At 48.1% G+C, this 19,926-nt stretch carries 18 protein-coding genes; 12 read left to right on the forward strand and 6 right to left on the reverse strand.

Translation table 11 applies throughout. The features are described from left to right. Nucleotides 1–22 precede the first annotated feature (22 nt). Genes EAT1B_RS12490 through EAT1B_RS12505 form a run of 4 tightly spaced genes read left to right on the forward strand, consistent with a single transcriptional unit; the run spans nucleotide 23 to nucleotide 6,211 of the window. The gene (locus EAT1B_RS12490; protein ID WP_015880913.1) at nucleotides 23–1,177 is read left to right on the forward strand and encodes a glucose-1-phosphate adenylyltransferase; all 1,155 of its coding nucleotides are present in this window, start codon (nucleotides 23–25) and stop codon (nucleotides 1,175–1,177) included. After that, complete coding sequence (gene glgD / locus EAT1B_RS12495; protein ID WP_237708236.1) at nucleotides 1,110–2,312, forward strand: glucose-1-phosphate adenylyltransferase subunit GlgD; 1,203 nt, start codon at nucleotides 1,110–1,112, stop codon at nucleotides 2,310–2,312. Before EAT1B_RS12490 ends, glgD begins: the two co-directional genes overlap by 68 nt. 10 nt (nucleotides 2,313–2,322) lie before the next feature. Then, nucleotides 2,323–3,756, forward strand: coding sequence for a glycogen synthase GlgA (glgA, locus tag EAT1B_RS12500; protein ID WP_015880915.1), 1,434 nt, complete (start codon nucleotides 2,323–2,325; stop codon nucleotides 3,754–3,756). A 22-nt stretch (nucleotides 3,757–3,778) separates the two neighbouring features. Then, complete coding sequence (locus tag EAT1B_RS12505) at nucleotides 3,779–6,211, forward strand: glycogen/starch/alpha-glucan phosphorylase (RefSeq protein WP_015880916.1); 2,433 nt, start codon at nucleotides 3,779–3,781, stop codon at nucleotides 6,209–6,211. A 13-nt stretch (nucleotides 6,212–6,224) separates the two neighbouring features. Here EAT1B_RS12505 and EAT1B_RS12510 read toward each other — a convergent pair whose 3' ends face one another. Then, a complete protein-coding gene (locus EAT1B_RS12510; protein ID WP_015880917.1) occupies nucleotides 6,225–7,040 on the reverse strand; it encodes a sulfurtransferase in 816 nt (271 codons plus the stop codon). A gap of 100 nt (nucleotides 7,041–7,140) precedes the next feature. Here EAT1B_RS12510 and EAT1B_RS12515 point away from each other — a divergent pair, with 100 nt between their 5' ends. The 3 genes from EAT1B_RS12515 to EAT1B_RS12525 all read left to right on the forward strand — a co-directional run bounded on the left by EAT1B_RS12515 (nucleotide 7,141) and on the right by EAT1B_RS12525 (nucleotide 10,400). Next, nucleotides 7,141–8,868 carry a phospho-sugar mutase gene (locus tag EAT1B_RS12515; RefSeq protein ID WP_015880918.1) on the forward strand — a complete coding sequence of 576 codons (1,728 nt, stop codon included), beginning with the start codon at nucleotides 7,141–7,143 and terminating at the stop codon, nucleotides 8,866–8,868. Between the two features lie 126 nt (nucleotides 8,869–8,994). Next, a complete protein-coding gene (locus EAT1B_RS12520; protein WP_015880919.1) occupies nucleotides 8,995–9,753 on the forward strand; it encodes a transporter substrate-binding domain-containing protein in 759 nt (252 codons plus the stop codon). Next, the gene (locus EAT1B_RS12525; RefSeq protein ID WP_015880920.1) at nucleotides 9,750–10,400 is read left to right on the forward strand and encodes an amino acid ABC transporter permease; all 651 of its coding nucleotides are present in this window, start codon (nucleotides 9,750–9,752) and stop codon (nucleotides 10,398–10,400) included. Before EAT1B_RS12520 ends, EAT1B_RS12525 begins: the two co-directional genes overlap by 4 nt. Nucleotides 10,401–10,441: 41 nt before the next feature. On the opposite strand, the gene EAT1B_RS12530 is transcribed toward EAT1B_RS12525, so the two are convergent. Continuing rightward, nucleotides 10,442–11,539: an ABC transporter ATP-binding protein gene (locus tag EAT1B_RS12530; protein ID WP_015880921.1), complete on the reverse strand. Its 1,098-nt coding sequence runs from the start codon at nucleotides 11,537–11,539 to the stop codon at nucleotides 10,442–10,444. Between the two features lie 104 nt (nucleotides 11,540–11,643). Then, on the reverse strand, nucleotides 11,644–12,495 hold the full coding sequence (locus EAT1B_RS12535) for a CdaR family transcriptional regulator (protein ID WP_237708237.1): 852 nt from the start codon (nucleotides 12,493–12,495) through the stop codon (nucleotides 11,644–11,646). 42 nt (nucleotides 12,496–12,537) lie between these two features. Between EAT1B_RS12535 and EAT1B_RS12540 the strand changes: the two genes are divergently transcribed. From EAT1B_RS12540 to EAT1B_RS12555, 4 genes are all read left to right on the forward strand, one after another. Continuing rightward, entirely contained in the window at nucleotides 12,538–13,656 is a 1,119-nt protein-coding gene (locus tag EAT1B_RS12540; protein ID WP_015880923.1) for a DUF445 domain-containing protein, read from the forward strand. A gap of 35 nt (nucleotides 13,657–13,691) precedes the next feature. Next, nucleotides 13,692–14,063, forward strand: coding sequence for a YlbF family regulator (locus EAT1B_RS12545; protein ID WP_015880924.1), 372 nt, complete (start codon nucleotides 13,692–13,694; stop codon nucleotides 14,061–14,063). A 128-nt stretch (nucleotides 14,064–14,191) separates the two neighbouring features. Next, nucleotides 14,192–15,967 (forward strand): SLC13 family permease, encoded by a 1,776-nt coding sequence (locus EAT1B_RS12550; RefSeq protein WP_015880925.1) that lies wholly within the window; start codon nucleotides 14,192–14,194, stop codon nucleotides 15,965–15,967. A gap of 62 nt (nucleotides 15,968–16,029) precedes the next feature. Continuing rightward, entirely contained in the window at nucleotides 16,030–16,521 is a 492-nt protein-coding gene (locus tag EAT1B_RS12555; protein ID WP_148209498.1) for a hypothetical protein, read from the forward strand. Between the two features lie 39 nt (nucleotides 16,522–16,560). Here the strand turns inward: EAT1B_RS12555 and EAT1B_RS12560 are convergent, their stop codons facing one another. From EAT1B_RS12560 to EAT1B_RS12570, 3 genes are read right to left on the reverse strand one after another with little or no spacing between them, the layout of a single operon-like run. Next, the gene (locus EAT1B_RS12560; RefSeq protein ID WP_015880927.1) at nucleotides 16,561–16,779 is read right to left on the reverse strand and encodes a YhzD family protein; all 219 of its coding nucleotides are present in this window, start codon (nucleotides 16,777–16,779) and stop codon (nucleotides 16,561–16,563) included. A 40-nt stretch (nucleotides 16,780–16,819) separates the two neighbouring features. After that, on the reverse strand, nucleotides 16,820–17,911 hold the full coding sequence (dinB, locus tag EAT1B_RS12565) for a DNA polymerase IV (RefSeq protein WP_015880928.1): 1,092 nt from the start codon (nucleotides 17,909–17,911) through the stop codon (nucleotides 16,820–16,822). Between the two features lie 36 nt (nucleotides 17,912–17,947). Next, the gene (locus tag EAT1B_RS12570; protein ID WP_049759966.1) at nucleotides 17,948–18,871 is read right to left on the reverse strand and encodes a magnesium transporter CorA family protein; all 924 of its coding nucleotides are present in this window, start codon (nucleotides 18,869–18,871) and stop codon (nucleotides 17,948–17,950) included. 81 nt (nucleotides 18,872–18,952) lie between these two features. On the opposite strand from EAT1B_RS12570, the gene EAT1B_RS12575 reads away from it, so the two are divergent. Further along, nucleotides 18,953–19,912: an HD domain-containing protein gene (locus EAT1B_RS12575; RefSeq protein ID WP_047795610.1), complete on the forward strand. Its 960-nt coding sequence runs from the start codon at nucleotides 18,953–18,955 to the stop codon at nucleotides 19,910–19,912. Nucleotides 19,913–19,926 lie beyond the last annotated feature (14 nt).

The raw sequence follows: 19,926 nt of genomic DNA on the forward strand, positions 1-19,926 counted from the left end.
ATTTTGAGGAGGCTTATTATTTATGAAGCAAGAAATGGTTGCGATGCTCCTTGCGGGAGGAGAAGGAAAACGATTGGGGCCTCTCACGCGAAAAACGGCGAAACCGGCCGTGAATTTCGGCGGAAAGTACCGCATTATCGATTTCCCATTGTCAAACTGCACGAACTCGGGAATTACAACAGTCGGGGTATTGACGCAATACGAGCCACTTGAATTGAATCGTTACTTAGGAATCGGGACGGCGTGGGATTTAGATCGTCGCAATGGGGGGTTAGCCATTCTCCCACCTTACCAAGCACAGTCGGGGAAAAACTGGTACGAAGGGACGGCCAATGCAATCTATCGAAACTTGAGCTATATCGATGATTACGATCCAGATTATGTGTTGATTCTTTCGGGGGACCACATCTATAAAATGGACTACGAGAAAATGCTCGAAGCCCATAAAGAAAAACAAGCCGATGTGACCATCTCTGTCATGGAAGTGCCGTGGGATGAAGCGCCGCGTTTCGGAATTTTGAACACAGCGGATGATCTTCGCATCAATGAGTTCGAAGAGAAACCGGAAGAACCGAAGAGTAACCTTGCCTCGATGGGGATCTACATCTTCAACTGGAGCGTCTTGCGCGAACACTTGATTAAAGATGCTGAAGACGAAACGTCTAGCTTTGACTTCGGGAAGAATATCATTCCGAACACGCTTCTTCAAGGGCTCGACGTCTTCGCTTATAAATTCAAAGGCTACTGGAAAGACGTCGGTACGATTCAGTCGCTTTGGGAAGCGAATATGGACCTATTGGAAGAAGAGCCTCCATTCGATTTGTATGACCCGGAGTGGAAAATCTATTCGGTCAACCCGAACCAGACTCCTCAGTATATTGGAAAAGACGCTTGTGTCGAACAGTCTGTGATTAACGAAGGGTGTCATATCGAAGGCGAAGTCCAACATTCAGTGTTATTCTACGACGTCCGTGTCGGAGAAGGTTCACTCGTTAAAGACTCGGTGATTATGCCGGGAGCTAGAATCGGGAAGGATGTAACAATTCACAGAGCCATTGTCGCTAGCTGTGCAGTCATTGAAGACGGCGCGACAGTAGGTGAGCCGGGTGGTGAAATCGTTGTTATTGAACCACATGAAAACATTGAAAGCGGAACCGTCTTCAAACAACGAGTTTGATACGAGTAAAGAGACACGCAAGGAGGCGTTACTGTTGACGAACGATTTATTAGGGGTTATTAACTTAGGAACGGAACAAGGTCTGTTTCCGGAATTTACTGGACATCGTAATCTGGCATCAGTCCCATTCTCAGGACGCTATCGCCTGATTGACTTCACCTTGACGAATATGATCACACAAAATATTAATCAAGTCGGGATCTTTACGTTAGACAAGTATCGCTCGTTGATGGATCACCTCGGCTCGGGAAAAGAGTGGGATTTGGACCGTTCGCAAGGCGGTCTCCACATCTTCCCACCAGCGTTGAAGCCGGATGGGGAAGCGTATCTTGGCGACTTGGCCAACTTCTCGATGCACCGTGAACACTTCATTCGCAGCAAGCAGCCGTATGTGGTCATCACAGGTTCAAACGTCTTGACGACAATCGATTATACCGATATGCTCGCACATCATAAATCGATGGGTGCGGACATCACGCTTGCCTATACGACACATGAACAGAAGTGTGGCTACTGCCGTCCGATTCGCCTTGGGGAGAATGACCGCGTCGTCGGCATCTCTGAGCGAGGATTCTCACCGGATGATGAGTACACGTACACAGAAACGATCATTATGTCGAAGAATCTCTTCATGCGTCTCGTTGATGAAGCGACCTCTAAAGGCGAATATGACTTGTTGGACGGCGTCATTCGTCCCCAGCTTCATCGTTTACACGTGCACGGGTACCATTATGTCGGGAAAATGCAGGTCATTCACTCGGTGCTTTCTTACTATAATGAAAGCATGCGATTACTCCGTGGCGAAGGCATCATTTATGACTTCCCGCATATCTATACGAAAATCAAACATGAGCCACCGACTCGTTATTTGAAAGGATCAAAAGTAAACGAGGCGCTCGTGGCAAATGGATGTAAGATTCATGGCGAGGTGCAAAATAGTATTCTCTTCCGTGGAGTCCAAGTCAGTAAACACGCACGCGTGAAAAACTCAATCATCTCATCAAAATCGATCATTGAAGAAGGAGCTGTCGTTGAAAACGCGATTTTGGATAAAGAAGTCGTTGTAAAACGAGGACAGGTCATCCGAGGCACAATCGACGAACCGATTGTCATCGCGAAACGAACAGTGGTATGAGGAGGATTTTATGAAAATTTGGTATGTTGCTTCAGAAGCGGCACCGTTCATGAAAACGGGGGGGCTGGCCGACGTAGTCGGTTCGCTCCCTCAAGCGGTGGCGGGCCTTGGAGAAGAAGTCAGTGTCGTCATGCCGAAATATGGCTCGATCGCTGAAGCGTATGTGGACGAGATGGAGTATTTATTCGACCTGATTGTTCCGGTCGGATGGCGTAAACAGTTCGGTGCGGTCTTGAAGTTAGAGCGGGATGGCATCACGTATTACTTCATCGACAACGAGTATTACTTTAAACGTGACGGTGTCTTATATGGACACTTTGATGATGCTGAACGATTCGCCTTCTTCTCTCGCGCTGTACTCGAAATGATTGGGAAGATGGAAGACGTACCCGATGTCCTGCATTGTCATGACTGGCAGACAGGTATTTTACCGGCCTTCTTACGAATCCATTATCAACATATTGAAGCGTATCAACGCATTCGCACTGTGTATACCATCCATAACCTGCAATACCAAGGAATCTTTCCAGAAGAGATTCTTGGAGAATTGCTACAGTTCGGTCCTGAACATTTCACGGCTGAAGGAATTCAACATAACGGTCTCGTCAATTACATGAAAGCCGGCATCGTCCATTCCGATCAAATCACGACCGTCAGCCCGTCGTATCGCGACGAAATCATGGAACCTTATTACGGTGAAGGGTTAGACGGGGCGTTGCGTTATCGCGCGGTCGACGTACGTGGTATTTTGAACGGAATTGATTTGGCGACAAACGATCCAAATACGGATCAACGGATTGCAGAGACGTATAATCTCGACACCTACAAAGAAGGAAAAGTTGTCAACAAGCGGGCGTTACAAGAGCGACTTGGTCTTGAAGTGCGAGACGATGTCATGCTCATCGGTTTTGTCAGCCGACTCGTTGACCAAAAGGGGCTCGATTTAATCAACGGTGTCCGTGAAGAACTTGGACAGCTTCCTTGCCAGTTCGCGTTCCTCGGTTCGGGACAACCGGAATATGAAGGAATCGTTCACGAGATGACAGCTGCTCACCCGGGGAAAGTCGGGTCATATATCGGTTTCGACATCGAACTCGCCCACTTGATTTACGCGGGATCGGATGCCTTTTTAATGCCGTCACGTTTTGAGCCTTGTGGTCTCAGTCAATTGATTTCCATGCGATACGGTACCTTGCCGATCGTACGTGAGACAGGTGGACTCCGAGATACCGTGAAGCCGTACAACGAGTTCACGCAAGAAGGGACCGGTTTTGGATTCATGAACTACAATGCTCATGAGATGTTGGCGACAATCGAAAAAGCGATTCGTGTCTTCTATGAAAAAGAAAACTGGCATGCCCTCGTCCATCAGGCGATGACCGCGGACTATAGCTGGAAACAATCCGCCAAGCAATATCGTGAGTTATATCATTTATTCGCATGAGTGGAAGGAGCTAACTTGATTTATGTTCACAGATAAACAAAGCTTTGTCGACGCATTTAAAGAACGGTTCATCGCATTGAACGGGAAGTCGATCGAGGATGGGACAGAGCAGGAAGTGTATCAAACATTGGCAACGATGGTACGCGAGCAGGCCATGCCCAAATGGATTCACACGCGTGACCGTCAAGAAGAAAAACACAGTAAGCAAGTCATCTACTTCTCGTTAGAATTTTTATTAGGTCGCTTCTTATACAACAACTTGCTCAGTTTGGACGTATTGGAGCTCGTTAGAGACGGACTACAAGATCTCGGATACGACTTCACGGACATCACCGAGTTGGAACCGGAGCCGGGTCTTGGGAACGGAGGGCTCGGGCGTCTGGCCGCCTGTTTCCTCGATTCGTTGGCCGCACTCAGTTTACCTGGGCATGGAAACGGGATCCGCTATCGATATGGACTATTCAAACAGAAAATTGTAGACGGGTATCAGGTCGAGTTGCCGGATAACTGGCTCCGTGATGGAAACATGTGGGAAACGAGACGTCAGGACAAAGCGGTCGAAATCAATTTCGGTGGCTGGATTGAGATGAAACAAATCGGAGATCGATTACGTGTCGTCCATCACCCGGATGAGGTTGTGCTTGCCGTTCCGTATGATATGCCGATTATCGGTTATCAAAATGATGTCGTGAATACGTTACGTCTTTGGAATGCCGAATCACCACTTGACGACGAGGCGTATTTAGAGAAGACGAAAGGGACGTATAAAGACTTGTTGAAACATAAACAGTCGATCGCGACCATTTCGGAATTCTTGTATCCAGATGATACGACGTATGAAGGAAAAGTATTACGTTTGAAACAACAATACTTTTTTGTATCGGCAGGCATTCAATCGATGCTTGCTTCCTATTTGAAGCGAAATAAATCACTTAAGCAGTTAGGCGACCATTACGCGATTCATATCAATGATACGCATCCGGTCGTCGCAATTCCTGAATTGATGCGCATCTTGATGGATGAGCATGGATACGGTTGGGACGAGGCGTGGCGGATTACGAAGAGCGTCATGTCGTTCACGAACCATACGCTACTCGCAGAAGCGCTTGAGAAATGGCCGGTCGAGATGTACCAACGCCTCCTGCCGCGCGTGTATCAAATCATCGAAGAAATCAATCGACGTTTCTGTCGAGACGTACTCGTCAACTATCCGCATCTCGAATCCCATATGGGAGAGATTGCAATTGTGTCAAACGAACAGATCAATATGGCCAATCTCGCTGTCGTCGGTTCTCATTCTACGAACGGCGTAGCGCAAATTCATACGGATATTTTAAAACAGCGCGAGATGCGTTACTTATATGAGATGTTCCCGCTTCGCTTCAACAACAAGACGAACGGGATCACTCACCGCCGCTGGCTTTTGAAGTCGAACCCGCGACTATCTGATGCCATCACGGAAGCAATCGGACCGTCATGGGTGGAACATCCGAACGACTTGGAGAAGTTGATGGATGTCTCGAAAGACCGGAGTTTCCAAGAAAGAGTCATGGACGTGAAGCAACAAAACAAATTGGACTTAGCGGCATACATTCAAGAAGAAACGGGAGAGAAAGTGGACCCGCACTCGATCTTTGATGTACAAGTCAAACGCTTGCATGCTTATAAACGACAATTGCTGAATGCCCTTCACATCCATGCGCTTTACTTGAAGATTCAAGCAGACCCGACGTTTACGATGGTGCCTCGCACGTTTATTTTCGGCGCCAAGGCGGCACCGGGATACTACTATGCGAAAGAGATTATTCGCTATATCAATGCCCTTGCCACATTGATCAACAAGGACAAGCGGGCGAGTCAATTCATTAAAGTCATCTTCCTTGAAAACTATCGTGTCTCTATGGCCGAACGGATTTTCCCAGGGTCTGACTTGAGCGAACAAATCTCGACTGCGAGCTATGAAGCATCCGGTACCGGAAACATGAAATTCATGATGAACGGAGCCTTGACGATTGGAACATTAGACGGGGCCAACATCGAGATTCGTGACGCCGTCGGTGATGATCACATCTTCATCTTCGGATTATCTCCGCAAGAAGTCATGAACTATAAGAAGTTCGGGGGCTATCATGCGGCAGAGATGTATCACGCACATCAGGAAATCAAAGATGTCGTCGATGGTCTCGTCAACGGAACGTTCGATAAAGTGGGTGAATATCAATTCCAATCCATCTTCGATTCTCTCCTCGTCTACAATGATGACTTCCTCGTCTTGAAAGACTTTGTCTCGTATATGCGGGCACAGCGACGAGTCGATGAGGTGTTCAGTGACCAGGCGCGTTGGGCTGAAAGCTCCATCGTCAATACGGCGAAGTCAGGAATCTTCTCGAGTGACCGTACCATCACGGAATATGCGAACGCGGTCTGGAATATCAAACCGACGAGCGTAAAATAAAAAGGATCCACCCTTAGGGGTGGACCTCGTTTTCTGGATAGCTGATCCAATCGGAATAGGATCCCGGATAGAGCCGGACATCATCTTTCCCGAGAGCGTGAAGCGCCAAAATATTGACGCAGGCGGTTACACCGCTCCCACAGTAAAAGATGGGGTTCTCGACAGGAAGAACATCTTTATATAGTTCTTTTAGGTCGTGGAAGTCTTCTAACGTCCCGAGTTCTGTAATGGCCTCGGCATAAGAACAAAGCAATGCGTTCGGAATGTGACCTGCTTTTGAATCGATCGGTTCGTGTGTGCCGTTGAAGCGATCTTCGGTTCGCGAATCATAGAGCGAGCCGCTCGTAGCAGCTTTCACTTCGTCGAGTGTCGCAATCATATGGTCTTGGAAGTCTGGCGTATAGTCGCTTGTCGAATAGTGTGGAACGTCCGTCGTGGTCTCACCGCAATAAGTGATGCCAGATTGGATACCGCCTTCTAACACAACGACCCGTTCGTGACCGGCCCATTTGAAGAGCCACCATGCACGGGCTGCGAATGGGAAGCCGTCATCGTAAATGATGACCAAATCTTCTTTTTTCAAGCCGATGCGACGAAGTGTTGCCGTCCATGCTTCTTTCGAAGGGAGCGGATGACGTCCGCCGTGTTCGCTTAGCGGACCGGACAAGTCTTCCATCAAATCGAGAAAGACAGCGTTCGGAAGATGTCCCTTTCGGTAGACATATTTACCATAGGACGCGTCGTTTAGCGAATATCGGCAATCGATGAAACGAATCGAGTTCGTATGCACGATTTGTTTTAATTCTTGGGCACGCATTGTTGGAAACATTAATATCACCTCGAGGTTTCGTTACTCTCATCGTATACAAGATGGAAGCAATTGGCGAGTAATTCGATTGAATTTTTTGAGGGTGAAAGGGGAATGAATCATGACATGGCAACAAACGTATGACCGTTGGAATCAATTCGAAGGGCTCGAGCCGCATTTACGTGTGGAACTCGAAGAACTCGCAAAAGATGAGACCACGTTAGAAGATGCATTTTATAAGACGCTCGAGTTCGGAACAGGCGGGATGCGTGGAGAAATCGGACCGGGTGCAAACCGAATGAACGTCTATACGATTCGAAAAGCGTCACAAGGATTTGCTGATTTTATCTCAGCATCAGGGGAAGAGGCGAAACGTCATGGCGTCGTCATCGCCCATGACTCACGTCATTTTTCGCCCGAGTTTGCGTTAGAGGCAGCGCGGACATTGGCGTCAAACGGAATCAAAACGTATTTGTTCCCAAGTTTGCGTGCCACACCTGAGTTGTCGTTTGCCGTTCGTCATTTAAATGCGTTCGGTGGCATCGTAATCACGGCGAGCCACAACCCGCCGGAATATAACGGGTTCAAGGTATATGGGGCAGACGGGGGACAGCTTCCACCAGCAGAAGCGGATGAACTCGTGACGTATGTCAATGCGATTGAAGACGAGCTGAAAATTGAGATTGAAGATGAAGCGGCGCTCCGACAAACGGGGCTACTCCTCACCGTCGACTCATCAGTCGATGAAGCTTATATGGAGGCACTCCAGTCGATTCGAATCCACCGTGACATACAGGACAGCCCTCTCCGAATTGTCTATTCGCCACTCCACGGGACGGGACGCCGTCCGGTCATGGAAGGGCTGAAGGCATATGGATTTGAGCACGTGACCATCGTAGAAGAGCAGGCAGAGCCAGACGGTGCGTTCCCGACGGTCAGTTATCCGAACCCGGAAGAAAAGGCTGCATTTAAATTAGCGATGGAATACGGGGACCGGGTCGAGGCTGATTTGCTCATGGCGACGGACCCGGATGCAGACCGTGTCGGCTTAACCGTGCGCGGACGGGACGGGGAATGGTTCGTCTTGACCGGTAACCAAACGGGTGCGCTATTAATGGAATATATCCTGTCGCAAAAGAGTGAAACAGGTACGTTACCTTCGAATGGGTTTGTCGCCAAGACGATCGTCACGTCTGAACTCGGTGCTGCGATTGCAAAAGCGTACGGCGTACATCTCGAAAATACGTTGACTGGATTCAAGTTCATCGGTGAGAAGATCAAACAATATGAAGAATCAGGCGAATATGAATTCCTCTTTGGGTATGAAGAAAGCTACGGCTATTTGATTGGAGACTTCTGTCGTGATAAAGATGCCGTTCAGGCTTGTTTACTCGCGGCCGAGATGGCAGCTTATCATAAACAGCACGGTCGGACGCTTTATGATGCGTTACAGTCGATTTACGAGAAGTATGGATTCTACGAAGAGTCCTTGCAGTCGATGACGTTAAAAGGAAAAGCTGGTCTCGAGCAAATCGGACGGATGATGGAAGCGTTCCGTGCCAATCCACCAAAAGAAGTCGGTGGATATGAAGTCGTTCGTTTTGAAGACTATAAGAAACAAGTGGCGACCGACTTACAGTCCGGTAAATCGGAAACGATTGAATTGCCATCATCAAACGTCTTGAAATTCGTCTTTGCGGACGGTTCGTGGTTCTGTCTTCGCCCATCTGGAACCGAGCCGAAAATCAAGTTTTATTTCAGTGTGCATGCGGATCGTGCCGAGAAGACGACCGCCAAACGTGAATCGATTGAAGCGGATGTTATGAAACAAGCGAAAGCGATTGATTGATGAAGAACATCACTCTAGAAATAGGGTGATGTTTTTTGTTTGACATGAAGACATCGCGCCAGTATGATGAGGATATTGTTTAAAACCGTGTAATCATATAAGGATTATAGGAAAGGCGGAATCATTATGAAAAAGACATTAACGAGCGTACTCGCAATCGGAGCTTCAGTCGGGCTTCTTGCAGCTTGCGGTAACGAAACAGACAGTGGAGCGGACGAAGCGGTCATCACGGTCGGAACAGAGGCGACATACCCACCATTCACGTACAAAGAAAAAGGTGAATTGATGGGATATGATATCGACGTCTTGAACGAAGCGGCAGAACGTGCCGGTTACAAAGTGGAATACGAAGCAATGGACTTCAAAGGACTTGTCCCAGCACTCGATGCTGAGCGTATCGATATGATTGCTAACCAAATGAGCATCACGCCTGAGCGTGAAGAGAAATATGCGTTCTCTGACCCTTATGCTGTGTCAGGAGCTCAAGTCATCGTCGGTTCAGACAACAATGACATCCAAGGCATTGACGACCTCGATGGAAAAGTAGTCGGATCGACACAAGGTTCGGTCTATGCGCAAATGGCTGAAGAAGCTGGCGCTGAAGTCAAGTTTTATAAAGGGGCGAACCAAGTCCTTCAAGACCTCGAAGTGGGTCGTTTGGACGCGGCCCTCAACGACCGTCTCTTCATCTTGACGGAACTTGAAAAAACAGGCTATGACGTCAAAGCAGTCGGTGACATCTTCAATACAAGTGAAGCTGGATTCATGACACGTCAAGATAGCGACGTGCTAGACAAGTTGAACGATGCGCTCGCAGAGATGAAAGAAGACGGCACGATGAAAGAAATCGGTGAGAAGTACTTCGGTGAGGATATCAGTCAATGAATGAACTGATCACGACCGTCATAGATAACCGCTCGGTCTATCTTGAAGCCGTCCAGCTCACGTTGATCGCCAGTGTCCTGTCGATTCTTCTCGCCTTGGCGCTCGGTCTGATCATTGCTTTACTTCATAGTAGTCCGATTAAAATCGTACGGTTGTTCACACGGACGTACATTTCGTTCTTCCGTGGAACACCGCTCTTACTTCAGTTGTTGATCTTATATGTTGGGCTCACAGGGTTCGTTCAACTCAGTGGGATGCAGGCGCTCATCTTTGGATTAGGCTTCCACTTCGCTGCCTATATCTCAGAGGCGTTCCGAGCAGCCATCAACTCGGTCGACAAAGGACAAGTGGAGGCGAGTGTCGCGCTCGGTATTCCGAAAATGAAACGCTTCAAAGACATCATTTTCCCGCAGGCGCTCTCACGTGCCATCCCACCTGTCTCGAACTCGGTCATCGACATCATCAAGTCAACGTCACTCGGTTCGGTCATCGCGGTTCAGGAGTTAACGTACGTGTCTGACCAAATTGCGGCAACGACATATTTAGTCATGCCGTTGCTCTTGTTCTCTGCGTCGATTTACTGGATTTTATCGACCTTGATCCAAGCCGGTCAACACAAACTCGAACAGCGTTACGCGATTCGATAAGAAAAACCTCGATTCAGACGAATCGAGGTTTTTTGTATGCCTTAACGGATGACTGCTTCAGTTTCTCCGTCGAAGAAGTGTGCTTTTGTCATATCGAGTGCGAGTTCGACATCGTCACCCATGTGGATGTTCGAGCGACCGTCAACGCGTGCTGTGAACTGTTGTCCACCGAGTTCAGCGTAGAGGTAAGACTCAGACCCCATGAGCTCAGCGACGTCGATATGCGCTTTGAACGTGTGTGTCGTTGGTGAGTCGATGTAGATTGGTTCATCGTGGATTGATTCCGGACGAATTCCAAGGACGAGCTCTTTTCCGACATAGCCACGATCACGAAGCGTCTTCATTTTTCCTTCTGGTACGTTGACTTCTTCACCGTTCGTGATGAATTTGCCTTCTGCGAGTGTACCGCGGAAGAAGTTCATCGATGGTGAACCGATGAAGCCGGCGACGAAGATGTTGTCTGGATGATCATATACTTCCTTCGGCGAACCGACTTGTTGAATGATTCCGTCTTTCAAGATGACGATCCGTGTAGCGAGTGTCATCGCTTCCGTTTGGTCATGGGTAACGTAAATCGTCGTTGTATCCAAGCGGTTGTGGAGTTGAATGATCTCTTTACGCATTTGTACACGGAGTTTCGCATCCAAGTTTGAGAGTGGCTCATCCATCAAGAAGACTTTTGCGTCACGGACGATCGCACGACCGATGGCAACACGCTGACGTTGTCCACCTGAGAGCGCTTTTGGTTTACGCTCGAGGTATTCTTCCAAACCGAGAATGCGGGCAGCGTCTTTTACGCGACGATCGATTTCGTCTTTCGGGAACTTACGGAGTTTCAACCCGAACGCCATGTTATCGTAGACGCTCATATGCGGATAAAGTGCGTAGTTTTGGAAGACCATGGCGATATCACGATCTTTAGGAGCGACATCGTTCATTCGTTTCCCGTCAATGATAAAGTCACCGTTTGAAATCTCTTCAAGTCCTGCGATCATACGAAGTGTCGTCGATTTTCCGCAACCAGACGGTCCGACGAAGACGATGAACTCACGGTCTTTGATATGCAAGTTGAAATCGCTGACGGCTTTTACGCCACCATCGTAAATTTTATCAATGTGTTCTAAACGAATTTCTGCCATGTCGTTAGCCTCCTAAAGAATCTATGTGTATATAATAGCGCTTACAAGAACGATTATATGATGAAACCGCTTGCATTGAATATGGACAAGTTGCACAAAAACCGTCAATCGGATTTGTGCAACATGACCATGAGTTGAAGAAGGCTGGCGTCATAGAACGTTCGAGCATCGTAACCCGTCGTCTCGAATAGGCGATCGAGCCGATAATTTAGCGTGTTTCGATGCATGAACAGTGCTTTGGCGGTATGCGAGACATTCAACGAGTGACGAAACAACGCCTCTAATAATTCGATCGTCGATAAATCGAGCATTTGCATTAACGGGGCAGTGATATGCATCCGTTCTTTTAAGTCCTGCTGCTGTAGTAAATAATGGTATAATAATTGACTAGCAGGGTAAGTTTTAGTAGACATACGTGCGTATGGCATGAGTAATTGATGTTGACGATACACATGGGCGAGCGAGCCTTGCGGACGTTCGCTATAGATTGCATGTGCCTCGATAAAACAGTCACTCGCAATGGCGCGCAATACGTCCTCAAACTCCTGAAGATCGACGAATGGATTTTGTTCAATCAGCTCGATATGTCGTGTCGACATCAAGATGACCTCGGCATGCGGCATAAAGTCACGGACGATACTAACGAAGGATTCGAACGCTTCTTCTTCCGCTTCTTGGAGAGAAAGAGAGATGAGCCGAAACGGTTGCTCAAAACGAAACGTCTCATCTTGAAGGGTTGCTTGCCATTTTCGCTGATGGGGATCAGATTGAAGGATTGGCGTCGCCCACAGCGCCAACAGCTTTTGTTCGCGTTCGCTCAGTTCGAACGCGGGGAGTCCGAATAGGGTACCATCTTGCGTCTCGAACCAATCAAGGTCACCAGATGCATCTTCCGACCGATGGACAGCAGTCGGAAAAATCGATTTAATACGATCAAACGTATTCAATACTATCACCTCAACAACAATGTATCATATTTCAGATCGGAGGCTTGCAGTTTGGACGAGTTATTAAAGATTTTACTCATGATATTGATCGGGGCGACCATCGGGGGCGTGACCAACTTTCTCGCCATCAAGATGTTGTTCCGACCACACGAACCGAAATACATCGGTTCATTCCGGATTCCTTTTACACCAGGACTTATTCCGAAACGTCGAGATGAACTGGCATCTAGTTTAGGGAAAACGGTCGTCAAACATTTATTGACACCAGAGGGTATGCGGAAGCGATTGCTAGATGACCAAGTGACGATGCATATTACGCACTTTGCGCAACAAGAGGTTCAGACGATGTTACGCTCGGATAAGACGGTTCGCGAGCTATTGGAACCCCTCTATCCGAACGCAGAGGCACGATTCCTCACGCTAGCAGATGACAAACTACGTGACGAGCTATCGAACGTCATGGCTGAAGTGAAAGAACGAAAGCTGTTTGAGTTACTTGGAGAAGAAGGGATGGACCGTGTACGAGTGGTCATTCCTGAAATCGTGGAGGCGCTTCTCGTCAAATCAGAGGAATATTTCTATTCTCCTGAAGGTGAGGCGCAACTTCGGCACATGGTTGACTCGTTCGTCCAGCGTCGTCTCGGATTTATCGCAGGGTTCATTCAAAACATGAACTTTGTCGAGATGGTTCGACCAGAAATCGTCAACATCTTACGTGGTCAATCAACCCGTGACGGAATGACGACGATGATTACGCGTGAATTTGAGCGATTCAGTGAGAAGACGGTCGATACACTGATCGATGACCGACTCGAAGCACGACTCATCGATGGCATCACAGACCAAGTCGTATCTCGTTTGCCAATCGGACAATTATTGGATCGTCCGGTCTCGTCGTATACACAGTCCGTCGAATCCCGCATTGTCGACGAACTCGTTCCACAAGGTGTCACGCTTGTCATTGAGCGCTTCACGAACCAAATGGAGACGATCATGGACCGATTGAAGATTGATAAGATTGTGCAAGAGCAAGTCCAATCACTCGACACGTCGTACCTCGAAGAAATCGTCTTATCGATCTCGAAACGAGAGTTCCGGGCAATAACATGGCTTGGTGCGCTGTTAGGTGGTATGATTGGGTTGATTCAAGGGTTGATTGCCATCTTGTGATGGCTTAACCCTAATAGCATTTAGGAGGACGTTACATGTCACAAACAAACTTGTACGACCAAGCTTACCAATTGGAGAAAGCACTTCGCGATTCTGAAGAGTTCACAACACTCTCTTCTTTATACGATCGTGTCAATGCGGATGCGGAAGCGAACCAGTTGTTCGCTGACTTCCGTAACATCCAAATGACGCTTCAACAAAAGCAGATGCAAGGAGAGGAAATCTCTGAGCAGGAAATGATGGATGCGCAAACGAAAATGATGAACGTTCAACAGAACGAATTGATCATGGAGCTCATGCAAGAAGAGCAACGCATGCACCAACTCGTCACAGAAGTGACGAAAATCATCATGAAACCACTTGAGGAGCTTTACGCGCCGATGGTGAACGAAAACGAAGTTCAATAAGAAATGATGAGCGGATGGCTATTGAGCCATCCGTTTTTTTGTTGATGAGATTGTCACACGCTTGAAGTAAGCGCTTACATAAAGTGGGTTATAATGAAGTTGTGACAATAGTGAAAGGGTGAATCAGCATGATCACGGTGATAATCCTTTTAGGGATGATTTTCTTTTTTATAGCAGGATGGTTACGGGCGGACGTGGTGGCCTTGATTGGACTCGTTTGCCTCGTGCTCACTCAGCAATTGACGCCAGGTGAGGCGATGGCTGGTTTCTCCAATCCGGTCGTCTTGATGATTGCCGGACTGTTCGTGGTCGGAGCGGGATTGTTTCATTCTGGTCTGGCGGAACGGTTGGCTTCTTTACTTATTCCATACGCGGGCGGGAGTGCGACGCGATTATTCTACCTGTTTATGTTGACGGTGACGCTCTTGTCGAGTGTCATGTCCAATACGGGCACCGTCGCCTTGCTCATTCCCGTTGTGATGGTAATGGCACGAAAAATCCAACAGTCTACAGATTCTTATCTCATGCCACTCGCCTTTTTTTCTAGCATCGGCGGAACGATGACACTGATTGGGACTCCTCCCAATCTCATTGCGGCAGAAGCACTCCGTGGCATCGTAGATGAACCGCTCGGATTCTTTTCATTGTTTCCAATTGGTCTGGTCGTGATGGTGATCGGACTGATTTATTTCCGGCTAATCGGGAACCGCTTACTCGATCAAGGTGGGGCGAAACAGTGGTCGAAAACGGAGGTGAGTGAGCCATTGCGTCCAAACGTCTATGTGATGTCGATTGCCAAGAGTCATCCGTTAATTGGGAAACATTTACGTGACCTTCCATGGTCTCATGAAGGGGTTATAGTCTTGAAGGAACGAGTTCATGGACGACACCATCATGAGACGGCTCATGCGGACACCGTACTACGTCCGGGGGAATTACTTGTCAGCGGCGAGGAACGGCACGTTCGGAACTTTTCCGAAAAAGAACAGATTCCATTTGAACCGATTGAGGCCACCCGTGTAGATGATCAAACGGGTGGGGTTCTCCTGTTCACGGTCCCAGGGGTGAGTCGACTAATCGGGAAGCGGATCAGTGAGAGTCAGTTACGTAATCAGTTTCATGTCAATATCTTAAAAGTCATCCGACCACAAGAAGAGATTGCACACGTGCGATTGAAAGACACGCCATTGAAACAAGGGGACATGTTGATGGTACAAGGGACATGGGATGATTTAGAGCGGATGGAGCGAGAGACACATGACCTGTTATCGAATGAACGGGTGACCGAGGTAGCCAATCGAGTCGTATCCGGGCGTCATCAGCTCGCAGCAGGCATCATCATGCTCACGTTGTTGCTCCTGTTCATGTTCGAATGGGTCGACCCGACCGTTGCCGTATGGCTGGCTGCGCTAGCGATGGTGTTGAGTGGAGCTGTCCGACAGATGGACGTCGCCTATCAATCCATTCAATGGTCCTCGCTCGTCTTGATTGCGGCCATGATCCCGGTAGGTACTGCGCTTGAAAAGGCGGGAATCATGGCATGGGTCGTTGCATGGATTGAAAGGACGTTTGCCGACTTTGGTCCCACTTGGGTACTCGTCGTCTTATTCGTCTCCACCATGATTCTTAGTCAAATCATCTCGAATACAGCGACCGCTATTTTGTTCGTCCCCCTTGCGATTGCACTCGCCGAATCGATGTCTGTCAGTCCGGTTCCATTCGTCGTTGCGGTCGCCATCTCGGCGTCACTCGCTTTTATGACCCCGTTCGGATCTCCGACAAATGCGATGGTCTTTAGTATCGGCAACTATCGATTTATGGATTTTGTCAAAGTCGGTGTGCCGTTGCAACTCATCACGGGAATTATAGGAATTCTGATGATTCTCATCCTCTTCCCATTTTGAATAGGATTTTTGGAGACAAGTATCGAAAATAGAGGAATCAGCAGATGAAAGGGGGGACGATGATGAAAAAATGGATGATTGTATTCTTCTGCCTGTTTCTTGTTGCGTGTGGGAAAGAGATGGAAACTGAATCAGAACCAGAGATGACGGAGAACGGGCAGGTGGCCGAAGCGTATCTCGAGGAACAACAGTACCCGATTGTCTCTTATGAAGGCGAGCATACGAGTACCTTGACCTTAGAGGAACTGGCAGAGGATCGTGAACGGAACGTTTGGGGACTACAACCGGTATCACCGGATGAATACGTCGGTAAGACCATCTACTACGAAAACTTTACGGTGAAAGATCATCCGATTGGTGAGCAATCTCCCGCAGGACAGACTGCTGTCTCGGTAATGATTGTGGATGGAAAGGTCATCGGCGGAACATCATTCCCCGTGACAGACGGATCAGGTTCAGGGAACGGATATAGTTTGAGCGGAGAATCGCTTGAGGATATTCACCCCGATCTTCAAGAATGGCAGGATGCGTGGAATGAAAAATATGGTGAATGAAAAGTAGACCAAGACAATCATTGTCCTGGTCTACTTTTGTTAAGATGCCGTCCCTTTCAGTTTCCCCGGTAATTTGCAACGCTCGAAGTAGATGAGTTGCCCCCGTCGTACGATACGCGCCCCTTTATGCTCATGTCCAGCAGCACGAAGCATGTCGAGCCCTTTTTGTTTGGCCGACTGATCGTCGCTCGCTTCGAACATTTCATTCAATACGAGCGTGCCATCATTTTCAAATCCTGTCACCGTGTATGTTTCCATTCACACGACCCCCCTTTTCTTCATTTTAATGAATGGTCATTCATTCTTCAAGAGAAGGTTTTGTCAGTTCGTCGAATGTCAGCTGTCGTGTCGATTCAGTTCGGGGAATCAAATCGGATACGGTCAGTCCGATCAAGCGGACGGGCTCGGTGACGTTCATCTCGTCGAAAAGACGTCTGGCAAGTCGTCTAATCTCATCATGGTCATGCGTCGGGTGGTTTAATTTGATTTGATGACTCCGAGCCTGAAACTCGCTCGTCTTTATTTTGATGGTGACCGTTTGACAGCTCAAGTCGCGGCGATCGAGCTGACGCAATACGTCCTCCATCTCCGGAATGACCCGTTCGAACACTTCTTCCGGGTCATCGATATCAAATGCGAACGTCGTTTCTGATCCAATCGACTTACGCTCCCGCATGGCCACGACAGGGCGCGTATCGCGTCCATGTGCCAGTTCATACAGTTGTTGCCCACGATCGTGTCCAAAGATGCCTTTCAGTTGCTCGGGACGAGTTTGTTGAAGGTCACCAATCGTATGGTAGCCACTTTTATAAAGTGTTTGAGCGGTCACTTTTCCGACGCCATGCATGGCTTCGATGGAGAGGGGAGCGAGAAAGGTTGCCACTTCATCAAGCGGGACGACGGTGAGTCCATTTGGTTTCTCAAATCCTGAAGCGATTTTCGCGACAAACTTTGACGGTGCGACTCCGGCAGACGCGGTGAGACCGGTGCGACGCTTAATTTCGCCTAAGATATACCGGGCGATAAAGGGTCCAGATGTGCTCAATAACGAATTCTCCGTCACATCGAGATAAGCCTCATCGAGCGAGAGTGGTTCGACGAGCGGTGTGACGGACTTAAAAATCTCCATCACTTGTGCGCTGACTTGTCGATAGGCCTGAAACCGTGGTTTGACAAACGTCGCATGGGGACACAAGGCAAAAGCGCGACGTGATGACATCGCACTGTGTACGCCGTATTTCCTCGCCTCATAGGAACATGTCGCAACGACCCCACGGCTGTGGGGAGGACCTCCTACGATGACGGGCTTTCCTCGTAAGTTAGGACGGTCACGCTGTTCGACAGAGGCATAAAATGCGTCCATGTCCACATGAATGATGAGTCGTTCCATAACATCACCTTTCTTGTGTGAATCACTTTTCTTTCATTATACCGAACTTTTGTTCGTTTTTTGAGAATTTTGTTTTGCCCGATGTTTCGTTGAAGTCGTTTGATTCGGAAACTGTAGCAATGAGCCAATCCAATTCTTCCGTTTCAGCCACACTTGGATGATGAGCGTGAAGAGAAGAATCATGAGCCAGGCGAATCCATATCCAAGCGGCCATTCCAGTTCAGGCATGTTTTTAAAGTTCATTCCCCAAACCGCACCGAATGCAACGACGGGAGTCGTCAGCGCGGTGAAGACGGTTAGCGCCTTCATGATTTCGTTCCCTCGGAAGTTTGACAGGGTGGAGGCGAGGTCTGTCATCGCAATCACGTCTTCTTGATAATGATTGATGAGTGTCAGCAATCGACTGACTCGATAATCGGCAAGTTGATACGACTTCAACTGCTGTAAATCGATCGTTAAAAAAGCCTCTCGTCCCGCCATGACAAGCTCCTTATATGGGGTGACCGTATCGGACCACCGTTCGATCTCACTGCGAAGACCAAAAATCTCATTCATGAACGTAGCGGGAACTTGTCCCGTCATTTCCCGTTGAGCGGCCATCAATCGTTCTTCAAATTCATCGATGCCATGAAAGTAGTTGTTCATCCGTTCGGCAAGCAACTCGTAAAACGCCTCGATCGGAGAATCACATTGTTTGGCAAGAACAGACTCATGGTGCAAATCATCAAAGCCGATTGTCCACAAAAAATCAGGCCCAATGAAGTAGTGTCCAATTTTTTGTGGCTCCCGTTCTAACTGTTCATAGTCGAGCGTGAGTGAACCATACATATATCCATTCTCGACGACAATCTTCGTCACATTCGAGGTCGTCAATTGTTCAAGCCAATACGTATAGGCTCGGGCATATTGCTGATCAACATGCACATAATCTTCCGGTCGTGTATACCAATCCCATTCCATCATCCATTCCTCCAATTCACTATATTGATAGTATTCCCAAATTATCAGGAATGTTGGCATCTGTCGCAAACTTTCGTTAAGATGAAAGTACTGAACAAGAGAGAGGTGCTTTCATTGACAACAAAAATCGGTCAGCTCAAAGTGGGCGACACGCTAGACCAATATGTCATGATCAAACAATCGTATAAGGGACTTGCTGGGAACGGAAAACCTTATTTAACATTAATCCTTTGCGACGAGAGTGGTGAAATCGAAACGAAATTATGGGATAGTGCCGATACTGAGAAGTATGCGACGAAAAAAATCGTCCATGCGGCCGGTGAAGTGATGGACTATCGCGGGCGCACCCAGTTGAAATTAAAACAAATTTCAATCATCGAGCAGGAAGTGGATATCGCACCGTACGTCCGCTCAGCTCCCGTTCCGAAGTCAGAGCTCGAGACGACGATTCGTGGATTCATTACGTCACTTCAACACGATGAGATTCGCCGTCTTGTCGAGGAAGTCGTCAATCGTCACGAAGAGGCATACTTTACGTACCCGGCTGCCGTTCGACATCATCACGCGGTCTATTCAGGACTAGCATTTCATGTGATGTCGATGTTGAAGCTCGCGGATACGATGTGTGAACTGTATCCATCCTTGAATCGTGACCTTTTGATTGCAGGTGTGATTTTGCATGATTTGGCGAAAGTCATCGAATTGTCTGATGCGATTACGCCAGAATACACACTCGAAGGAAAATTACTCGGTCATTTGTCACTTATGGCATCGGAGCTTGAAGTCGTGTCACGGGAACTGGGAACGGACCGTGAAGTGACGACACTGTTGCAACATCTCGTCTTAAGCCATCACGGGAAGCCGGAATGGGGATCTGCGAATACGCCACAGTTGCCTGAAGCGGAGATGTTATTCTTTATTGATAACATTGATGCGCGCATGAATATGTTTGAGAAAGCGTATGAAGGGGTCGAGCCGGGGACATTCACGGAGCGTGTCATGGCACTCGATAACCGTGCCTTCTATCGCCCGAATCTATAACAGGTGACCAACGA

The organism is Exiguobacterium sp. AT1b, from assembly GCF_000023045.1.
Taxonomy (GTDB): domain Bacteria; phylum Bacillota; class Bacilli; order Exiguobacteriales; family Exiguobacteriaceae; genus Exiguobacterium.